This window comes from Deinococcus aquaticus, assembly GCF_028622095.1.
In the GTDB taxonomy this organism is placed as follows: Bacteria; Deinococcota; Deinococci; order Deinococcales; family Deinococcaceae; genus Deinococcus; species Deinococcus aquaticus.
The window spans coordinates 2,954,415-2,972,375 of the sequence record NZ_CP115165.1 but is presented as its reverse complement, the minus strand read 5'-3'; the positions used below and the strand labels follow the sequence as shown (position 1 = coordinate 2,972,375).

At 70.4% G+C, this 17,961-nt stretch carries 13 protein-coding genes; 7 read left to right on the top strand and 6 right to left on the bottom strand.

All coding sequences use genetic code 11. The features are described from left to right. Positions 1 to 27: 27 nt before the first annotated feature. Entirely contained in the window at positions 28 to 534 is a 507-nt protein-coding gene (locus M8445_RS14315) for a transcription initiation factor IIE subunit alpha family protein (protein ID WP_273988591.1), read from the bottom strand. A gap of 543 nt (positions 535 to 1,077) precedes the next feature. Here M8445_RS14315 and M8445_RS14310 point away from each other — a divergent pair. The 3 genes from M8445_RS14310 to M8445_RS14300 all read left to right on the top strand — a co-directional run bounded on the left by M8445_RS14310 (position 1,078) and on the right by M8445_RS14300 (position 4,104). After that, on the top strand, positions 1,078 to 1,809 hold the full coding sequence (locus tag M8445_RS14310) for an ABC transporter ATP-binding protein (protein WP_273988590.1): 732 nt from the start codon (positions 1,078 to 1,080) through the stop codon (positions 1,807 to 1,809). Continuing rightward, entirely contained in the window at positions 1,802 to 3,097 is a 1,296-nt protein-coding gene (locus tag M8445_RS14305) for an ABC transporter permease (RefSeq protein ID WP_273988588.1), read from the top strand. Before M8445_RS14310 ends, M8445_RS14305 begins: the two co-directional genes overlap by 8 nt. 152 nt (positions 3,098 to 3,249) lie before the next feature. Continuing rightward, positions 3,250 to 4,104, top strand: coding sequence for a metallophosphoesterase family protein (locus M8445_RS14300; RefSeq protein WP_273988586.1), 855 nt, complete (start codon positions 3,250 to 3,252; stop codon positions 4,102 to 4,104). Between the two features lie 80 nt (positions 4,105 to 4,184). Here M8445_RS14300 and M8445_RS14295 read toward each other — a convergent pair whose 3' ends face one another. Together M8445_RS14295 and M8445_RS14290 are read right to left on the bottom strand one after the other, a co-directional pair. Beyond that, positions 4,185 to 5,897: a fasciclin domain-containing protein gene (locus M8445_RS14295; RefSeq protein WP_273988585.1), complete on the bottom strand. Its 1,713-nt coding sequence runs from the start codon at positions 5,895 to 5,897 to the stop codon at positions 4,185 to 4,187. A 317-nt stretch (positions 5,898 to 6,214) separates the two neighbouring features. Beyond that, positions 6,215 to 9,697 carry a DNA translocase FtsK gene (locus M8445_RS14290; protein ID WP_273988583.1) on the bottom strand — a complete coding sequence of 1,161 codons (3,483 nt, stop codon included), beginning with the start codon at positions 9,695 to 9,697 and terminating at the stop codon, positions 6,215 to 6,217. 119 nt (positions 9,698 to 9,816) lie between these two features. Between M8445_RS14290 and M8445_RS14285 the strand changes: the two genes are divergently transcribed. Genes M8445_RS14285 through M8445_RS14275 form a run of 3 tightly spaced genes read left to right on the top strand, consistent with a single transcriptional unit; the run spans position 9,817 to position 12,386 of the window. Further along, positions 9,817 to 10,332 carry a M67 family metallopeptidase gene (locus M8445_RS14285; protein ID WP_337961602.1) on the top strand — a complete coding sequence of 172 codons (516 nt, stop codon included), beginning with the start codon at positions 9,817 to 9,819 and terminating at the stop codon, positions 10,330 to 10,332. Positions 10,333 to 10,350: 18 nt separating this feature from the next. Continuing rightward, the gene (locus M8445_RS14280; protein WP_273988582.1) at positions 10,351 to 11,895 is read left to right on the top strand and encodes a hypothetical protein; all 1,545 of its coding nucleotides are present in this window, start codon (positions 10,351 to 10,353) and stop codon (positions 11,893 to 11,895) included. 11 nt (positions 11,896 to 11,906) lie between these two features. Beyond that, positions 11,907 to 12,386 (top strand): P-loop nucleotide/nucleoside kinase family protein, encoded by a 480-nt coding sequence (locus M8445_RS14275; protein ID WP_273988581.1) that lies wholly within the window; start codon positions 11,907 to 11,909, stop codon positions 12,384 to 12,386. A gap of 12 nt (positions 12,387 to 12,398) precedes the next feature. Here M8445_RS14275 and M8445_RS14270 read toward each other — a convergent pair whose 3' ends face one another. From M8445_RS14270 to pulA, 3 genes are all read right to left on the bottom strand, one after another. Further along, positions 12,399 to 13,367: a nucleoside hydrolase gene (locus tag M8445_RS14270; protein ID WP_273988579.1), complete on the bottom strand. Its 969-nt coding sequence runs from the start codon at positions 13,365 to 13,367 to the stop codon at positions 12,399 to 12,401. Positions 13,368 to 13,447: 80 nt separating this feature from the next. Then, positions 13,448 to 13,747, bottom strand: coding sequence for a hypothetical protein (locus M8445_RS14265; RefSeq protein WP_273988578.1), 300 nt, complete (start codon positions 13,745 to 13,747; stop codon positions 13,448 to 13,450). A gap of 59 nt (positions 13,748 to 13,806) precedes the next feature. Continuing rightward, positions 13,807 to 17,514: a pullulanase-type alpha-1,6-glucosidase gene (pulA, locus tag M8445_RS14260; RefSeq protein WP_273988577.1), complete on the bottom strand. Its 3,708-nt coding sequence runs from the start codon at positions 17,512 to 17,514 to the stop codon at positions 13,807 to 13,809. Positions 17,515 to 17,690: 176 nt separating this feature from the next. Between pulA and M8445_RS14255 the strand changes: the two genes are divergently transcribed. After that, complete coding sequence (locus tag M8445_RS14255; RefSeq protein ID WP_273988575.1) at positions 17,691 to 17,900, top strand: hypothetical protein; 210 nt, start codon at positions 17,691 to 17,693, stop codon at positions 17,898 to 17,900. Positions 17,901 to 17,961: the final 61 nt, after the last annotated feature.

Genomic DNA, 17,961 nt, shown 5'->3' with positions numbered 1-17,961 from the left:
GGAGGGCCGGCCCCGGACGGGTCGGGGTCAGGCGACCTGTTTCTTCTTGCCGGCGGCGGCCGGGGCGGCCTGCTCGCTGCCGAGCGCCTGGGTTTCTTTCAGGCGGAAGATCACGAGGCTGCCCACGAAGGTGCAGGTGATCATGCCGTGCGCGTTCAGAAGGCTCAGGGCGGTCATGACGTCCTCGCGGGTCATGCGCAGCTGGTCGCTCATGTACAGGGCACTGTCGGCGCGGCCCTCCAGGTAGTCGCGGACGCGCTTGGCGTCGCCCGTCAGGGGCGTGGCGGGCACGTCGGCCAGGCCGGGGTCGGCCAGACCGTACACGGCGCGGGTGCCGGTGCCGGGCAGGCGGCGCACGCGGCCCTGGTCGAGCAGGCTGGCCAGCGCGGCGCGCAGGTGCGACAGGGCCAGTCCGGTGGTCTTGGCAAGTTCAGTCTCGACCCATTCCGGCTTGCTTTCCAGTGCCTTCAGGACGAGTTTCTCGTTGGCGCGGCGGGTTTCCTGCAGGTCTTCAAGGGTGGGGGGATTGAACATGCGTTCCTCCGGTGGGTGCGGGCGGCGGACACGGGCGGTGGCCGGCGCGCAGGGGTGGGGGTGGGTTGAGCGCGGTGAACGGCGTGTGCCCGTGTGGGCCCTGGCCGCTGCTGAACTGATCTGAACCTGCGCCGATGAGGGTGCCCTGAGCGGGCGGGATGTGGCCGGCAGTCATGGGTGGAACCTGGGAAAGAACAGACGTTCGGGGGGGCTGGTCGCCGGGTGGACCGGGTACAACTTGCGGGGCAGGGTGCGCCTGGTAGCGCAACTTTCCCATTGTTACAGATTTTCTCTCATGTTGCATGAGGCAACAGTCACTTGATCTTGACCTGCGTCCTGTGGCCCGGAACACCCGCCCGGCGCCGGTCAGCGGCCCGTCAGGTTCGTGTGGGCGACCTGACGGAAACCAACTGTGCGTCCGGCACGTATGGCACTTCAGAACACATTGGCGGCCACTCACCTCAGGCCCCCCGACATCCCCTTTCCCTTCCGTCGTCCTCATCCCGGTGGTGTTCAGGCCGGTCATTCACGCACAGGAGCCCGATGCTCGACATTCAGGAACTACGCAAAACCTACGGAACGTTCACCGCGCTGCGCGGCGTGAACCTGCACGCACGCGGCGGCGAGGTCTTCGGTCTGCTCGGCCCGAACGGAGCGGGGAAGACCACGCTGCTTCGCATCATGGCCACTCTGCTGCGCCCCGACAGCGGTCAGGTCACCCTGGCCGGACATGACGCCCTGCGTGACCCGGAATCGGTGCGGCGCGTGGTGGGCGTCGTGAACGGCGGCATGGGCCTGCCCGCCCGCCTGACCGGACGCGAGGTGCTGCGGTCCTTCGCGGCGCTGTACGACCTGACCCGCGCGCAGGCCGACGCCCGCATCGCTGAACTCGACGAACGCCTCGAACTCGGGCGCACGCTCGACACCCGCGCCGGGGAGTACTCGACCGGCATGAAACAGAAGGTCGTGATCGCCCGCGCCGTCATTCACGACCCGGCCGTCCTGATTCTCGACGAGGCTGCCAGCGGACTGGACATCTTCGCGCGCCGCACCCTGCTGGACTTCGTGCAGGCCACCCGCGCGCCGGGCCGCCTGACCGTGTACTCCACGCACGTCATGAGCGAGGCGGAAGAACTCTGCGACCGGGTCGCCATCCTGCACGAGGGCGCGCTCGTCACGACCGGCAGCGTCCCGGACATCCTGGAGCGCACCGGGGAACGCAACCTGGAACGCGCGTTCTTCTCGCTGCTGCGCGGGGAGGCCGCCCATGCCTGACATGCCCCCCACCGCTGCGTCCCGCCCTGCCCGCGGCCTGCGGCCCCGCATGGTCTGGCACGTCGCCGCCCGCGACCTGCTCTCCACGCTGCGCGACCGCCGCACCCTGAACGCCACCGTCCTGATGCCCCTGATCCTGATTCCCCTGCTGACCCTGGGCCTGCCCCTGATGCTGGGCAGTTTCATCGGCGGGCAGCAGCAGGAACGCCAGAAGATCGGCGTGGCCGGCACCCTGCCCGCCCCGCTGCGCGCCGCCCTGGAACGTGACGAGACCCTCCCGGACGGCACGGTCGTCCGCGCCGGCGTGACGCTGGTGCCCGTCACGGACCCCACGCGCGCCGTGCAGTCCGGGGACGTGGACGCCGCCATCCGCGCCGCCACGCCTCTGCCCACCCGCGCCGGCAGCGGCACCGGCACCCTGGAGGTGCACGCCAAACTCGGCAGTCTCAGCGCCCAGACCGGCGCGTACGGCAAGGTTCGCGGCGTGGTCGAGGAGTACAACCACACCCTGGCGGTCAGCCGCCTGAACAGCCTGGGCCTGAACGAACAGACCCTGACGCCCGTCACCCTGAGCCCCGTGGACACCAGCACCCAGCAGGAACAGCGCAGCGGGCAACTGGCCTTCCTGATCCCCATGCTGATGGTGCAGTTCATCCTGTCCGGCGCGATGGCCACCGCCGTGGACGCCACCGCCGGCGAGAAGGAACGCGGCACCCTCGAAAGCCTGATCGTCTCCCCGATCCGCCGGGCCGAGGTGGTCGCCGGGAAACTCCTGGCCACCACCGTCACCGCCCTGACCAGCGCCGCGTTCAGCGTCATGGGCTTCGTCCTCAGCGGCGTCGCCCTGAACGTCTGGCTGGGCGGTCAGGCGCCGGACACCGCCGCCCTGACGCGCGAGATGAGCGGGCAACTGACCCTCAGCGTCGGCGGCACCCTGACCCTGCTGGGCGTGGCCGTCAGCGCCGCCCTGCTGATCAGCGCCCTGCTGATCGCCATCGGCATCTACGCCCGCTCCTTCAAGGAAGCGCAGACGTACATCGCGCCCATCAGCATCCTGATCGTCATTCCGGCCCTCCTGCTGCAATTCGCGGACTTCCTGACCCTGGGAACCGGCGTGTACGCCATTCCCATCTTCGGCGGCATGGTCGCCATCCTGGACACCGTGCAGGGCGACATCAACCCCCTGAATGCGCTGCTGGCCATGACCGTGAACATCGCGGGCGCGGCCCTGCTGAGCGCCCTGGCCCTGCGGTCCTTCAACCGCGAAGAGGTCATCTTCCGCAACTGATACGGACGCCGTATGAGTCGGCAGGAGCGGGGCCGGGCAGGGGAGATCAGGCGAACCGGCCCGGCCCCGCCCGCTTCCCGCCCACGGCGACCGCGAGAATCCCGATCTGGTCGCCGTGCCGCCCTTACTGGGCGTTCTAGAATGCCGCTCTGATGAGGGTGGCGATTCTGGCAGACATTCACGGGAACGCCGACGCGCTGGCGGCCGTGCTGCGCGACGCGCGGGCGCAGGGGGCCGGGCGGCTGATCGTGAACGGAGACGTGGTGAACCGGGGGCCGGATTCCGTGCAGGTCCTCCAGACGCTGCTGGACCGGGACGACGTGACGTTCACGCTGGGGAATCACGATGACCTCCTGCGGCTGTGGCAGGCGCGCAGTGATGTGCTGCCGCCCGAATGGTTTCCGGACCCGTTCTGGGGGGCCACTGCCTGGAGTGCCGATCAGCTGGACGCGGCGGGACTGCTGCACGTCCCGGCCGACTGGCCGATGACCCTGACGCTGCGTGAGCCGGGGTTGCCGCTGGTGCAGGTAGCGCACGGCACCGCCGATCATTACCGCGAGAGCCTGAGCGACCGCACGCCCGCAGAGCGCGTGCAGGCGCTGCGCCGCGCCCCGGACGGCGGCGAGTACGGCGTGCTGATCGCCTCTCACATTCACCGGCCCGTGAACGCCGTGATCGACGGCACGTGGGTGGTGAATACGGGGTCGGTCGGGTCGCCAGCCACGGGTGATCCGCGCGCCCAGTACCTGCTGCTCGAACCCACGCCACACGGCTGGCAGGTCACGCCGCGCGCCGTGCCGTACGACCGTAGCGGCGTCCTGGGCCGCTTTGCAAGTAGTGGCCTGCTGGGAATGGGCCTGAGCGCCGAGATCTTCCGGCAGGAAGTCATCACGGCCCGCAGCCTGTACACGCCGTACTGGGCCTGGACCGAACAGGACGCCCTGCCGCGCACGCAGGCCACCTGGGACGCCTTCCTGAGCACCCTGGACGCCCGCACGGCCGGTTGACCACACGGGAAAGGGAGACACAGGAAGAGGGCCGCTCACCCTGAGGTGAAACGGCCCTCCTCCTGTCTGCGCCCTGCCGCTTACTTCAGGGTGGGGGGCAGCAGCACGGAGTCGATGGGGTAGATGACGCTGTTACCGGCGTCGATGCGGGTGCTGTACGTGCCGCCCGTCAGAACGTCGGCCTTCAGAACGCCGGCCATCATGTTGGTGCCGTCCATCTTCAGGTCGATGGAGCTGCCTTCCAGCGAGCGCAGCTGGCTGACCTTCAGGCCGTCGTCGACCACGCGGCCGGAAACGACGTGGAACAGCAGGACCTGTTTCAGGGCGTCGGGGTTGACCATCAGGGCGTCCAGGGTCGCGGCGGGCACCTTGGCGAAGGCGTCGTTGGTGGGGGCAAAGACCGTCACGTCAGCGGCGGTCAGTGCGGCGACCAGATCGGCTTTCTTGACGAGGCTCAGCAGGGTGCTGAACTGCGGCTGGCTCAGGGCGTCCACGAGGGCGTTACCGGTCATGGCGGGGGCCGCCGCAGTGGTCGTGGTGGTCGTCGTGGTGGTGACCGTGGCGGTCGTGGTGTCGGTCACGGCGGCGTCCGTCGTTTCCATGCCGTCGTCGGCGGGCATCTCGGGGATGACCAGTTCGGGGGGCAGCAGCAGTTCGTTGATGGCGTAGATGTTGCCGTTGCTGGCCTCAATAGCGGCCCCGTCGATCATGGCGGTGTTCACCATCTGGCTGGTGCCGTCCAGGGTCAGGTCGAGGCTCTCGCCCTCGGCGCTGCGCAGCTGGGTGGCGGCCGCGAGGTCTTCACCGGTCAGTTTGCCGGTCACGACGTGGTACAGCAGCACCTGCTTGAGCACGTCGGGGTTGCTGGCGATCAGGGCCAGCTGCTCGGGGTTCACGTTCTCGAACGCTGCGTTCGTGGGCGCGAAGACGGTGTAGTCGGTGGTCATCAGCACTTCGGTCAGTTCGGCGTCGCTGATCAGGTCGCGCAGGGTGCTGAAGCGCTCGTCGGCCACGATCATGTCGTACAGGGTGGTGCCGGCCATCATGGTGTCGCCCGTGGCGACCGTATCGGTCGTGGCGGTGCTGGCCGCAGTGTCGGTCGTGGTGGTGCTGGTCGTCACATTAGTCGTGGTGGTCATGCCGCTGCTGACGGGCGTGGCGGGGATGCTCATCAGGTCCACGCTGGCGGGCGCGGCGGGGGCGGCGACGGGCTCGGCCATGACGGGTTCAGCCACCACGGGCTCGGCCATGGCAGGCTCGGCGGTGTCGGCCGCGCCCTGCATGGCGTCCATGGCGGGCATCAGGACGGTGTCGATCACGTGCACGATGCCGTTACAGGCCACCACGTCGGCCTTGGTGACGGTCGCGTTGTCGATCATGACCTTGCCGCCGGTCACGGTGACCAGGAAGGAGCCGCCCTGGGCGGTCATGCCCGAGCTCATGCCCATGACCTGCTTGGCCGTGACCTTACCGGGCACCACGTGGTACAGCAGGATGCTGCGCAGCATCTCGGTGTCGTTCAGGGCCATGGCGAGGGTATCGCTGGGCAGTTTGGAGAAGGCGGCGTTGGTGGGCGCGAACACCGTGTAGCTGCCGCTCTTGAGGGTGTTGGTCAGTCCGGCCGCTTCCAGCGCGGTGGCCAGGGTGCTGAAGTTGGGGTCCTTCGCCACGATCTGCGAGATGGTCATGCAGGCTGCGGGAGCGGGGCGGGCTGCGGGCGCACCTGCGCCGCCGGCCAGGGCAGGCGTGGCAAGCATCAGGCTGAGCGTGATAAAGCTGGTTTGCTTCTTCATGAAATCACCTCTTGTGAAATTGGGTTGTGCTGTAGTCCGGCACTTAATCTTCACCACGCGGCATAAAAATGCAACTTCAGGAAGCTTTCCAACAAATCTGTTAAACGGAATAGGCCGCAAAATTAGGCGGAATCTCACTCTTAACTCATTTAATAAGCGAAAGGTACGAATACTGCACGGCGGCGCCTGGCCCTGCCCGTGCCGATGGAAGGCGGCTCGGGGTCAGACGCCGCCCCCCGGGCCATAGCAGCGGGACAATGGCAGCAGCGCGGGACTCCCGGACCGGAATCACCGCGCTGCCCACCTGTCCGCCGCTGTCAGCGGCCGAAGTGCTCGGCCAGATCCGCCTCGCTGATCAGGATGTCGCGCGGCTTGCTGCCCTGGTGCTTGCTGACGATTCCCATCGCCTCGAGCATGTCCATCAGTTTCCCGGCGCGGGCGTGCCCCACCGACAGGCGACGCTGCAACCTCGACACGCTCCCCTGACCCTCCTCGATGCAGATCTGCGCCGCCTGCCGCAGCAGCGGGTCACTGAAGTCCATGTTCGAGCGGTCCGCGCCGGGGCCACTGGCCTCCACGCCCCCCTCGAAATCCGAGCCGTAAGCCTCCACGAAATCATCCTCGAACACCTGCCGGCGCAGTTCGTCGGCAATGCGGGCCGACTCGACCTCGCTGATGTACGGCCCCTGCAACCGCAGCGGCTTGATCAGCCCCGGCTGATAGAACAGCATGTCGCCCATGCCGGTCAGGCGCTCGGCGCCCATGGCGTCCAGAATCGTGCGGGAATCGTGGCTGCTGCTCACCGCGAACGCAATGCGCGCCGGAACGTTCACCTTGATCAGGCTGGTCAGGATGTCCACGCTGGGCCGCTGCGTCGCCAGGACCAGATGCATGCCGGTCGCGCGGGCCATCTGCGCCAGCCGCATGATCGCGCTCTCGACCTCCTTGGGGCTGGTGATCATCAGGTCCGCCAGCTCGTCGATGATGATCACCAGATGCGGCAGTTCCGTCTCGCCGATCTGACGCATCTTCGCGTTGAACTGCTCGAGGTTCTTGGCCCCCACCTGCGACATCATCTTGTACCGCCGCTCCATGTGCGCCACGGCGCCCAGCAGCACGCCCGCCGCGTCCACCGGGTTGGTCACCACGTTCCGCACCAGATGCGGAATCCCGTCGTACGGCGTGAGTTCCACCATCTTCGGGTCGATCATCAGGAAGCGCAGTTCGGTCGGCAGGTACCGGAACAGCAGACTGGTGATCAGCGTGTTCACGCACACCGACTTCCCGCTGCCCGTACTGCCCGCCACCAGCAGGTGCGGCATCTTGGCGAGGTCCCCGACCATCAGTTCCCCGTCGATGCTCTTGCCCAGAATGATCGGCAGTTTTGCGCGCGTGGCCCGGAAACTCGGGGCGTCCGCCGCCTGGTGGAACGTGACGGGTTCGCGCTCGGCGTTCGGGACTTCCAGACCGATGACGCTCTTGCCCGGCACTGGGGCCTCCACGCGCACCCCGCCGACCGCCAGCGCCCGCGCCAGATCGTTACTGAGGCCCGCGATGCGGCTGATCTTCTCGCCGGGTGCGGGCTCGATCTCGTAACGCGTGACGGTCGGGCCGCGCGCGTAATCCACCACCCGCGCCTGCAGGTTGAAGTGCCGCAGCGTCTCGTCGATCAGACTGGCCCGCTGCCGCGCCGAGATGTCCAGCGCCTCGGTGTTCAGCGCCGCCGCCGGAATGGCGTCCAGCAGCGCGTACGTGGGCAGCGCCAGCGGTAAGGCCCCCTGCATGGGCGGACGCTCCAGCGCCGCCAGCGCCGCGAGTTTCTCGTGCGGCAGGGCCGCCACCACAGGCGCCGTGACCGGAGTCGGAGCAGAAACAGTCGGCGCAGAGGGCACCGGCGCGGGCCGGGCAGGGGAGACGGGCGGACCCGCCTCCCACGGCGCGGAGACGCGGGCTGCCGGAACCGCAGGAGCCCCCCCGCCCTGAACAGTCCCGCTGCTGGCCGGGCCGAACGGCAGGTCGTCATCGTCCCAGTCGCTGAAGGGGTCCAGCGACCCGCCCGCCGCCTGCGCAGAGGGCATGGAAGCGGCTGGACTGGCCGGCATGAAGGCCACCCTGTCATGGTCCACGGTGTCACTTGAACCATGGAGGTCGGCCGCCGTCTGCGCTTCAAGTTCCGGGCCGAAGTCCAGGTCGTCCAGCGCCGGGTCCAGCGGCTCTGCGGGCGGCAGCGTGACCGGGGTACGGGTCGCGGCGGGCGGCAGGCCGGCCCCCACAGACGCCGCAGCCGGAGCCACGGTCTGCACCGGAGTCTGGGCGGCAGGCAGGGTCACAGGTGGCGGCGCGGATGGCGGTAGCGTCTCGCCGGGACGGGTCCACAGGCCCGGCGACGTCGCGGTTGCCGGGGCCAGCGTCTGAGCGGGCAGCGGGCTTGGCTGCGGGGCGGGCGCGGCGCTGAAATCGAAATCCAGGGTGGGGAGCGCGGTCACGGCGGGCGTGCTCATGGCCTCGGCGCGGCGGCGGGCTTCTTCCTGCACGCGGGCCAGATGCACGCGCCACTCGGCCGGGTCGGCCAGCGTGCCGTCCGGGTCGGCGGCCAGCGCCTCGGCCAGCTGCGCGGCCGCCTCGGTCGGCGCGCGGTCGAACGCGGCCGTCAGGTCCGGCCAGCCGGCGTACGCGTGCAGGCGACCCCGCCACGCCGTGAAGTCCGCGACCAGATCCAGCCACTCCTGGGTGCGTTCCTGATGGGCGGGCAGTTCGCGGGTCAGGGTGGCGGCGTCCGGTTTACCCAGGGCCTTCTCGGCGGCCTTGCGGTCGCGTTCCAGTCGCCCGGCCCGCTGCGCGAGCCTCTGGATTTCCATGACCATCGCGCGGCGCAGGCGTTCCAGCGCGCCGCTGGCGAGGGTGCTGGGCAGCTCGACGCTCAGCTCGTGCCGTCCGGCGCGCAGTTCGTTGGCAGTCGCCTCCACGTTCGCTCCGGCGTCCGGGGCTTCGGCGATCACCTGTTCACGCAGGTCGCGCGCGGCGTCCCCGACGAACGTGCGCAGGCTTTCGCGCCACGCGCTCAGTTCACGGTCCAGGTTCTTCAGGCCCGCCTCGTCCAGCGTGCGGATCTCCCGCTGCGCTTCCCGCAGTTCGGCCTGAAGGGTGCGCGGCGCGTCGGCCTGCGGGTACAGGCGGCGCAGGGTGTCCACGTCGCGGGCCGTGGCGGCCACGCCCTGCCGGGCCGCGCCCCGCACGCGGGCAGCCTCGCGGCCCTCCTGCCGGGACTCGATGGCACCCTGCACCTGCGCGGCCCCGCCGCCCAGCAGCACGCTGACCATCAGGAAGAAGCCCTTGAGCAGCGTCAGCGGTTTCAGGCGCAGCATCACCTCGGTCCCCAGCGTCAACGTGACCAGCGGAATGAGCGCCGCGAGGTAACTGACGGCCGCCAGCAGCGGCCTCATGACCTGCTCGGCCAGCCGGCCCGCCGCGCCCGGCTGCACCACCTCATGCAGCGCCAGCATGGACAGCACCACGATCACGCCGCCCAGCACGCGGCGCGACAGGTTCGTCAGGTCGCGTCCCAGGAATACCAGCACCCCGTACGCGACCGGCACGACCGGCAGCAGCCACGCCGCCCACCCCAGCCAGGTGGTCAGCAGCGTCCGCGCCTGCGCCATGAACCCCGCGCCGTTCACGTCGGTCTGTGGAAGCAGCACCGTGACACCCAGAAAAATACCCAGCGCGAACAGCACCAGGCCCAGCGCCTCTCCGTCAAATCTTCCTACCGGAGGAGCACCCCTTGAACGAGCCTTCGCCATGGGGCGCAGTGTACCCCATCGCCCCCCTCACCGCACCCGGAAGGCTGCGGCCAGCACGGCATTTCACCCGTCAGGGGAGGTCCTGGCCTGCCGGGCACGCAGCGGTTCATAATGACCGGGTGCTGCTGCTTCCCGATTCACTGCGGGCCGAACTGTGGGCCCACGCCCGCCGGGACGCCCCGCGCGAGTGCGTGGGCGCGCTGGGCGGCCTGACCGTGCCCGTGCAGGCGGGTGCGCTGCCCACCTGGCAGGTGCGGACGCTGTACCCGCTGCCGAACACCGCCCGCGACCCGCAGCGCGAGTACCTGGCCGACCCGCTGCACCTGCTGCGCGCCCTGAAAGCCATGCGCGCCGAGGGCCTGGAACTGGTGGGCCTGTACCACAGTCACCCGCGCGGCCCCGATCAGCCCAGCCTCACCGACACCCGACTGGCGACCTACGACGTGCCGTACCTGATCGCGGACCTGCACGGCGGCACGCTGCGCGCCTACCTGCTGCCGGCGGGTCGGGAGGTCAGGGTGCTCGCAGGTGAACCCGGCGGAATGCAGGTATCTGGGGGCGGCCCGGATGGAAGCGACACGGAGAAGGACAGTGCAAACGGAACCGCTGCCCTTGCACCTGAACATCGGATGTGAACACAATGAGCGCAGCCCATGGCTGACCCCGACCGCGCCGTCCCCACGCCCCCCACCCGCCCCCCCGCGAGTGGGACGCCCGCCGGTGATGGCCTCCCCGCCCCGGCGGACGGCTGGCTGCCCATGCACGACCAGCCGTCCCTGCCGCCCGGCACGCTGTTCGCCGAACTGCTGCGGCTGGAGTACGCCGCCCGCGCCCACGCCCTGAGCGCCGCCCTGGGCGGAAGCGACCCGCACGGAGTCAGCGCCCGGATCCTGCGCGCGGCTCCCTCCCCGGTCCGCGCCAGTGCAGCCGGTTCCGGGCCGGGCAGTACGGCGCAGGAGGCGGGGCCGCACCTGCAAGCCGCGCACCTGAGGGTTCTGACCGGCCCGCACCCCACCGCGCTCGCCCGCGCCCTGCGGGACGCCCTGGGGGCCGGACCCGACCAGCCCGGCACGCCCACCCCGGACAGCGGACGCGGGCCGCGCAGCACCCTGCGCCTGCCCCGGCTGCTGTGGCAGGCCACCCGACTGCCCGCGCATCAGGCCGCGCCGGACCGGCTGGACCCGGCGCGGACCCTGATCGACGCGCTGGGCACCCTGGAACGGCAGGCGGCGCACCCGGCCCCGTTGACCGCGCCGCTCTCCACGCACCTGCTGTCCCGCGTGACCCGCCACTGGCTGAACGACGCCGGGGGGCTGCACCTGGAACTGCTGGCCGAACGCGACGACACCGGCGTGCCCCGCCACGCCCTGAACCAGTTACGGACCACCCTGAACGGCCCGCGCCGCGCCGCCGCCCTGCTGGTCCTGCGGGTCGCCCGCGCGCAGCACAGTGCGCTGGACGCCCAGCAGAGCGCCCTGAGGGCCGCCCGCCGCGCCGCCCTGCGCGCCGCCGTCGGGGCCGCCGCGCACCTGCGCGCCCACGGCTGGCTGGACCGCACCGCCGACGCCCGCTGGCTGACGCCCGCCGACCTGATCGCCGCGCTGGACGGCACGCTGGACCCCGCCACGCTGCGCACCCTGGCACAGGCCCGCCGGCACGCCGCCCGGTCGCAACCGCTGCCCGCGTCCGTTCCTCACGTGCCGGCCCCTCACGCAGCGGGGCCGGACACCCTGACCGGCACGGCCCTGTCGCCCGGCGTGCGCGACGGCCGCCTGCACCGCTGGACGCCCGGCGAGCGCGTCCCGCCCGGCCGGGTGGCCCTGCTGCCCGGCCCGCCCGCCCCGCACCACCTGCCCGCCCTGGCCGACGCCGCCGCGCTGATCGTGCCCCGCAGCGGCCTGCACTCGCCGGTCGCCGCGCACGCCCGCCACGGCGCCCGCCCCGCCATCACGCTGCCCCTGACCGCGCACGACACGGACTGGCTGCTGGACGGCGCACTGGTCCGGCTGAACGGGCACACCGGGACGCTCACGCTGCTGCGCCGCGCCGGGGTGCCCGACCCCATCCCCAGCTTCGATCTGAACCTCGAAGCCCCGTCCCTCACCCCGCCCGTCGGCGCGGCGGATCAGCCGACGGTGCTGTCGCCGCACGTGCGGGTGCTGCCGCGCCCCGCGCCGTTCAGCATCGATCTCATCTGATGATGGAACTGATGCCGGGGCGCATCCACGCGCTGCACGGCTTCATCGGCAGCGGCAAGACCACCCTGGCCCGCACGCTGGAAACGCAGCTGGGCGCGCTGCGCTTCACGTCCGACGAGTGGATGACCACCCTGTACGGCCAGGACCCGCCCGCCGACGAGTTCCCGGCCCTGTTCCGTCGCGTGATGACCGTCATGGACGCCCAGTGGACCCGCGCGGCCACGCTGGGCGTGCCGGTCATTCTGGATCACGGGTTCTGGACCCGCGCGGCCCGCGACGAACTGCGCGCGCAGGCCTCCGCACTGGGCGCGCCGCTGACCCTGCACGTTCTGGCCGTCCCGGGCGCCGAGGCGCGCCGCCGGGTGCAGGCCCGCAACGCCCGGCCGGGTGCGCTGTTCATCGCCGACGACACCTTCGACCTGTTCCGCACCCGCTTCGAGCCGCTCACCCCGGATGAGGAGGCCTTGCAGGACGTGACCCGCTGGCCCTGACCGCCGCTGGGATCACGGCAGGCGCGCGATGCGTTCCAGCAGCAGCGCGAAGAACTCCCCGTCCCTCACGCCGACCGCCACCTGCGCGTTCGCGGGCTGCCCGGTCACGCCGTACAGGTCGCAGACGGTGCGGCCCAGGTTCAGGCCCTCCTGCGTCTCGACCTGCACGTTCATGGCCTGCCAGTCCAGCAGGTCCGGGTGCAGGGCCGCCGCCACCGCCAGCGGGTCGTGCAGCGCGCCGCCGCTCAGGCCGTAGCGGTCGCGGTACACGCCCGCGTAGAAGGTCAGCAGCTCGGCGCACACGGCCCCCGCGCGGTTTCCCAGGGCGCGCAGGGCGTCCACGCGTTCCGGCGTGGCGACCGCCTGAAGGGTCACGTTCAGGCCCACCATCCGCAGCGGCACCCCCGAAGCGAACACGATCTGCGCGGCGTGCGGATCGACCAGCGCGTTGAACTCGGCGGCCGGCGTGCGGTTCCCGTGTCCGGTACTGCCGCCCATCCACACGATCTCCCGGATCAGCGGCGCGATATCCGGTGCCATCCTCAGCGCCAGTGCTACGTTCGTGAGCGGGCCGGTCGGCACCAGCGTCACCTCGCCCGGACGCGCCCGCACCGTGCGGATGATGAAGTCCACCGCGTGCCCCGCCTCCGGCCCTCGCAGCGGCTCCGGCAGGCCCGCCGCCGGGAGGCCGGTCGCGCCGTGCACGCTGGCCGCCGTGACTCCCTCGCGCAGCAGGGGCCGGTCCGCGCCCGCGAAATACGGCACGTTCCGCCCCGCCTCGCCCGCCAGGGCCAGCACCACGCCCGCATTGCGGGTCGTCAGGTCCAGCGGCACGTTGCCGTGCACGGCCGTGAAGCCCAGCACCTCCACGTCCTCCGGGCTGCCCAGCGCCAGCAGCCACCCCACCGCGTCGTCCAGGCCGGGGTCACCGTCGAAGATCACGGGCAGGGGCGCGGGGTGGGGCGGGATGCGGGCAGTCATGCCGGGCAGCATAGCGCCCCCCTGGGACGCGAAAACGGGACCGCGAGGGCCCCGTCGTCACTTCTGTTCCCTGCCCGGAATCAGGCCTGGGCCGCGCCGCCGTCCTGCGGGCCGACCGGCACCTCGCCGCGAATGGTGGCGATGGTGGCCTCGACCATCTCCTGGAAACCACCCCGGTGCATGGCGGTCATCAGTTCGATGGTCTTGGCGGCGCTGCCCTCGAACACGAAACCGGTGTCGGTCATGTGGCAGCCCTGCATGGCGGTGCCGTCGGTGCCGCTGAAAACCAGCACACACCGCTCGAAGGTGCAGTTCACGAACTGCGTGCCGTCCAGAGGGATGCGTTTACCGGTGAAAGTCTGATTCTCGATCGTCTGCATGATAGGCGGCCAGCATAGCGCGCCGCAGACAGAGGCGCCCTCCGCCTGCGGTGCGCGTTTCACTTCCCGACGAACACGGCGGTCGTCAGGCCCGGCACGGTCACGCTGCCCCCTGCCGCGCGGCTGCCTTTCACGGTCGCGTCGCTGCTGGTGGCCAGGACTGGGTGCAGGCTCAGGTTCAGTCCGGTCAGGGCCGGGTCGGTCAGGGTGACGTTCTGGCCGCTGCCGTTGAACACCACGACCACGCTGCGGTACGGGTTGGTGGCGTTGACCGCGCCGCTGAGTTTCAGGGCGATCACGCCCGGCACCTGCGTGGGGCCGACGTTCAGGAATTGCAGCCCCGCCTGCACCTGCGCCGCCGTCTCCAGGCGGAAGAGGCTGCTAGAGTAGCGGACGCGCAGCATCTCGCGGTAGTGATCGAAGGCACGCCGCATCTCGGCCGGGGCGGGTTTCAGGGCGGGGTTGCCCAGCAGCGGGCGGTACAGGTCCCAGTTCCCGGCGTTCTTCTCGGCGGGCGGCAGGCCCTTCCCGAAGCCGTTGCTGGCGAACGTGAAGTCCAGGGTGTTGAACCAGTCGCCGCTGTTGTAACTGTCGGTGTCGAAGCTCTTGGAGCGCAGCATCTCGTCCCCGGCGTAACTGAACGGCAGGCCCTGGCCCAGCAGCACCACGCTGTTGGCGAGGTTCTGCATGCGGGTCCGTTGCGCGGGCGTGGCGCCGGCCGGGGCTTTCAGGGCGATGGCGTCGAACAGCGTCTGGTTGTCGTGCGCGCTGACGTACGTGATCGCCTCGCGGGGGCTGGCGGCGTACCCGGCGGGTGCGCCGTTGTAGTCCACGTTCCCGCCCGTGGTTTCTTTGCCCAGTCCGTTCGTGAAACGGTAGTCGCGCAGGTTGCCGGTCAGGCCGACCCGCACCTGATCCGCCAGTCGCAGCGCGCGGGTGCGGTCGGTGTTCTGCGGTTGCCCGTTCGGCAGCGTGAACAGCCCGGTCGCGAAGCCCTGGTCCTGAAGGCCGCCGAAGGGGTTGCCGCCGCGCACCGCGTCGCGCAGGCGGTCGTTGAAGGTCCCGATGCCCTGCCCGAACAGGTTCAGTTGCGTGGCGTTCCTGCCGCGTGCGCCGCCCTGCACCTCTCCGAAGTCCCAGCCCTCGCCGTACAGGTAGATGCTCTTGCCGTCCACGCCGTCGCGTTGAAGGGTCAGGGCGTCCAGCGCGCGGCGGGCGGCCTGCATGTCCTCAACCATGTGGTGGCCCATCAGGTCGAAGCGGAAGCCGTCCACCCGGTAAGCGCGGGCCATCAGCACCAGCGTGTCCACCATGAGCTTGCGCATCATGACGTGCTCGGTGGCGGTGTTCGAGCAGCAGGTGGAGTTCTCGACGACCCCATTGGCGTTCAGGCGGTGGTAGTAGCCGGGCACGACGCGGTCCAGCACGCTGCGTTCGGCCTGCCCGCTGGCGGCGGTGTGGTTGAACACCACGTCCTGCACGACCCGCAGGCCCAGGCCGTTCAGCGCGGCCACCATGCGGCGGTACTCCAGGGTGCGGGCTTCCGCGTTCACGGCGTAACTGCCTTCCGGGACCATGTAGTGGTACGGGTCGTAGCCCCAGTTGTAGGGGTCGGCGTCCTTGACGGCGGTGATGGCCTTCTGCTGCTCCTCGCTGTTCGGTGTGAACTTCGAGAGGTCGCCCGGCGTCTTCCATTTCGCGCGGTCCTCCTCGATGGTGGCGATGTCGAAGGTGGGCAGCAGATGCACCGCCTTCAGGCCCGCGTCGGCCAGGGCTTTCAGGTGCTTCACGCCGTTACTGCCCGCCTGCGTGAACGCGAGGTACGTGCCACGCTGCGCCGCCGGTACCGAGGTGTCCGCCGCGCTGAAGTCCCGCAGGTGCAGCTCGTAGAAACTCAGGTCGCTGGCCGAGCGCAGCGCCGGTTTCTTCAGGGCGTCCCAGCCCTGCGGTCTGGTGGCCGGGTCGTTCAGGTCCAGCAGCACCGAGCGGGTGCTGTTGCGGGTCAGCGCCACCGAGTACGGGTCGGTCACGAGGTTCGTCTCGACCTTCCCAGTGCCCGGCGCGTACACCTTCACCTCGAAGCGGTACGCCGCGCCGCGCCAGTTCTGCGCGCCCCTGACCGTCCACACGCCCTTCGCGTCACGGGTCATGGGCAGGGTCGTCTCCTGCCCGCCTGCCACGGTCAGGCGCAGTTTCACGTCCTGCGCGGTGGGCGCCCACAGGCGCAGGGTGGGCACGTTGCCCTGCCACGCGGCCCCCAGCGGGCCGTCGTATGCGAACAGGTCGTCCAGCGCCCAGGCAGTCTGCACGCCGGTCGCGTCCAGCACCGTGCCGTCCGGCAGGACGCTGCTCACCGCCACCTGCCCCTGAAGCACGGCCGGAATGCGCGCGCGGTCCTCCGGGCGCACCCGCAACAGCGCGTAGCCCTTCAGGTACGGCGCCTTAGACAGCAGCGCGGGCGTCAGGCCCCCCTCGACTTCCTCCAGCGTCAGGCTGTCGCCGCCGTCCACGCCCGCCCCGGTCAGCTTCAGGCCCCCGGCCCGCGCGGCGTGCAATGTCAGGAACGCGCCGGGCTGCGCCACCTCCGGCTTCACGGCGATCAGGTCACGCGACAGCATCACGGCCTGCGCGCGCGTCAGGTCGCCCACCGTGCGCACGCTGGTGTCCGGGCGGGTGGTGTTCACGGTCGCGTTGCCACTCACGACCCAGGCCTGATTACCCATCTCACGGGTGAGCGCCTGATCGGCGCCCGGATCCTTGTTGTCGCCACTGTGCACGATGAACCCCAGTTTCTTCCAGTCTGTCTTCATGGGCACGTCCCAGTACACGCCAAACGAGTTCGTGCCCGTGGGCGTCAGCGGTTTGGTCCACTCGACCTGCGCGGTCGTGTCCTCCCAGGCGTGCAGGCCCCAGCCGTCATACTTCCCGTCCGGGCGGTAGTAGTTGATGCGGGCCACGCCGGCCGGGACGGGCGGGTCGCTCAGGGCGGCGGGCGCCCCGTATGCGAACTCGGTCTTGCCGCTGGTGACCGTCACCTCGTTCCCCTTGCTGGGGTCCGCGAAGAAGTCCGGGCCGGGGTCCTTCTCGTCGCCCTTATGCACGATGAACCCGACCTTCGCCGCGCCGGCCTTCAGGGGCACGTCCCAGTACGCGCCGCCCGCGTCCACTCCGGTCTGCGCCAGAGGTTTGCTCCACTCGACCGTGGCGGTGGTGTCTTCCCATGCGTGCAGGCCCCAGCCGTCGTACTTGCCGTCGGGGCGCACGTAGCGCACACGCAGCACGTTCTTCGGGATGGGCTGCGCCGCGCCCGCCGTGGCTGCTGGGGTCGCTGCCGGGGCGGTGGCGGCAGGCGCGGCGGCCTGCGCGACGGGAGGCTGGCTGGCATCCACGTTGAACGGCCCGCCCTTCGCGTACGCCGCGTTCAGGCTGCCGGACTTCAGGAACAGTTCCCGGCCCCGGCCCAGGTCGAACCACAGGTCCTTCCCGGCGTCCTTGGTGTCACCTTTGTGCATGATCAGCCCCAGTTTCTGCGCGCCGGGTTTCAGGGGAATGTCGAAGTACGCGCCGAAGTCGTCCCTGCCGATCTGGGCCAGGGGTTTCTCCCAGGTTACCTGGGCGGCCGTGTCCTCCCAGACGTGCAGGCCCCAGCCGGCGTACGCGCCGTCCGCGCGCTGGTAGTGCACGCGGGCCACGCCGGTGGGAAGGGATGTTTGCGCTCCTGCCGCAGCAGAAAGCGCGACCGTCAGAAGGGTCGCCAGTCGTTTCATGTGTGCCTCGAAGTGTACCCCGCCGGGCGTGGGAATGCTTCCATGAACCGGTTTCATACGGGTGCCTACAGATCCGATTCGAGCAGGATGCGAGGAGAACCCCGGCGCCGCACCCCCAACGTTTCTTGAGGCCCGGCACACCCGAGCCGCCGCACCCCGACCCTACAGTGGGCGGCATGACCGGACATACCAGCGACGAAGTGGTGGGCATCCCCGACGAGCAGCACGAGCACAGTGACGCCGAGAGCCTGCGCCACATTCCCCCCAGCTACGATCAGCGCGGCGTGGTGCAGGACAGCCCCGGCAACCCCGATATCGGCATCGAGCACGGCGAACCCAACCGCCAGAAAGACCCGGAGAACGAGCCTACCAACGACGGCGTGTAACCCGCCGCCCCGCTGCCCAAGAAACAGGAAAGAGGCCCCATCCGGTATGGATGCGGGCCTC

What these genes read in the sequence shown, in the direction of transcription:
- M8445_RS14315 (WP_273988591.1), bottom strand. Translation starts at nt 534, where the DNA reads ATGTTCAATCCCCCCACCCTTGAAGACCTGCAGGAAACCCGCCGCGCC.
- M8445_RS14310 (WP_273988590.1), top strand. Translation starts at nt 1,078, where the DNA reads ATGCTCGACATTCAGGAACTACGCAAAACCTACGGAACGTTCACCGCG.
- M8445_RS14305 (WP_273988588.1), top strand. Translation starts at nt 1,802, where the DNA reads ATGCCTGACATGCCCCCCACCGCTGCGTCCCGCCCTGCCCGCGGCCTG.
- M8445_RS14300 (WP_273988586.1), top strand. Translation starts at nt 3,250, where the DNA reads ATGAGGGTGGCGATTCTGGCAGACATTCACGGGAACGCCGACGCGCTG.
- M8445_RS14295 (WP_273988585.1), bottom strand. Translation starts at nt 5,897, where the DNA reads ATGAAGAAGCAAACCAGCTTTATCACGCTCAGCCTGATGCTTGCCACG.
- M8445_RS14290 (WP_273988583.1), bottom strand. Translation starts at nt 9,697, where the DNA reads ATGGCGAAGGCTCGTTCAAGGGGTGCTCCTCCGGTAGGAAGATTTGAC.
- M8445_RS14280 (WP_273988582.1), top strand. Translation starts at nt 10,351, where the DNA reads ATGGCTGACCCCGACCGCGCCGTCCCCACGCCCCCCACCCGCCCCCCC.
- M8445_RS14275 (WP_273988581.1), top strand. Translation starts at nt 11,907, where the DNA reads ATGCCGGGGCGCATCCACGCGCTGCACGGCTTCATCGGCAGCGGCAAG.
- M8445_RS14270 (WP_273988579.1), bottom strand. Translation starts at nt 13,367, where the DNA reads ATGACTGCCCGCATCCCGCCCCACCCCGCGCCCCTGCCCGTGATCTTC.
- M8445_RS14265 (WP_273988578.1), bottom strand. Translation starts at nt 13,747, where the DNA reads ATGCAGACGATCGAGAATCAGACTTTCACCGGTAAACGCATCCCTCTG.
- pulA (WP_273988577.1), bottom strand. Translation starts at nt 17,514, where the DNA reads ATGAAACGACTGGCGACCCTTCTGACGGTCGCGCTTTCTGCTGCGGCA.
- M8445_RS14255 (WP_273988575.1), top strand. Translation starts at nt 17,691, where the DNA reads ATGACCGGACATACCAGCGACGAAGTGGTGGGCATCCCCGACGAGCAG.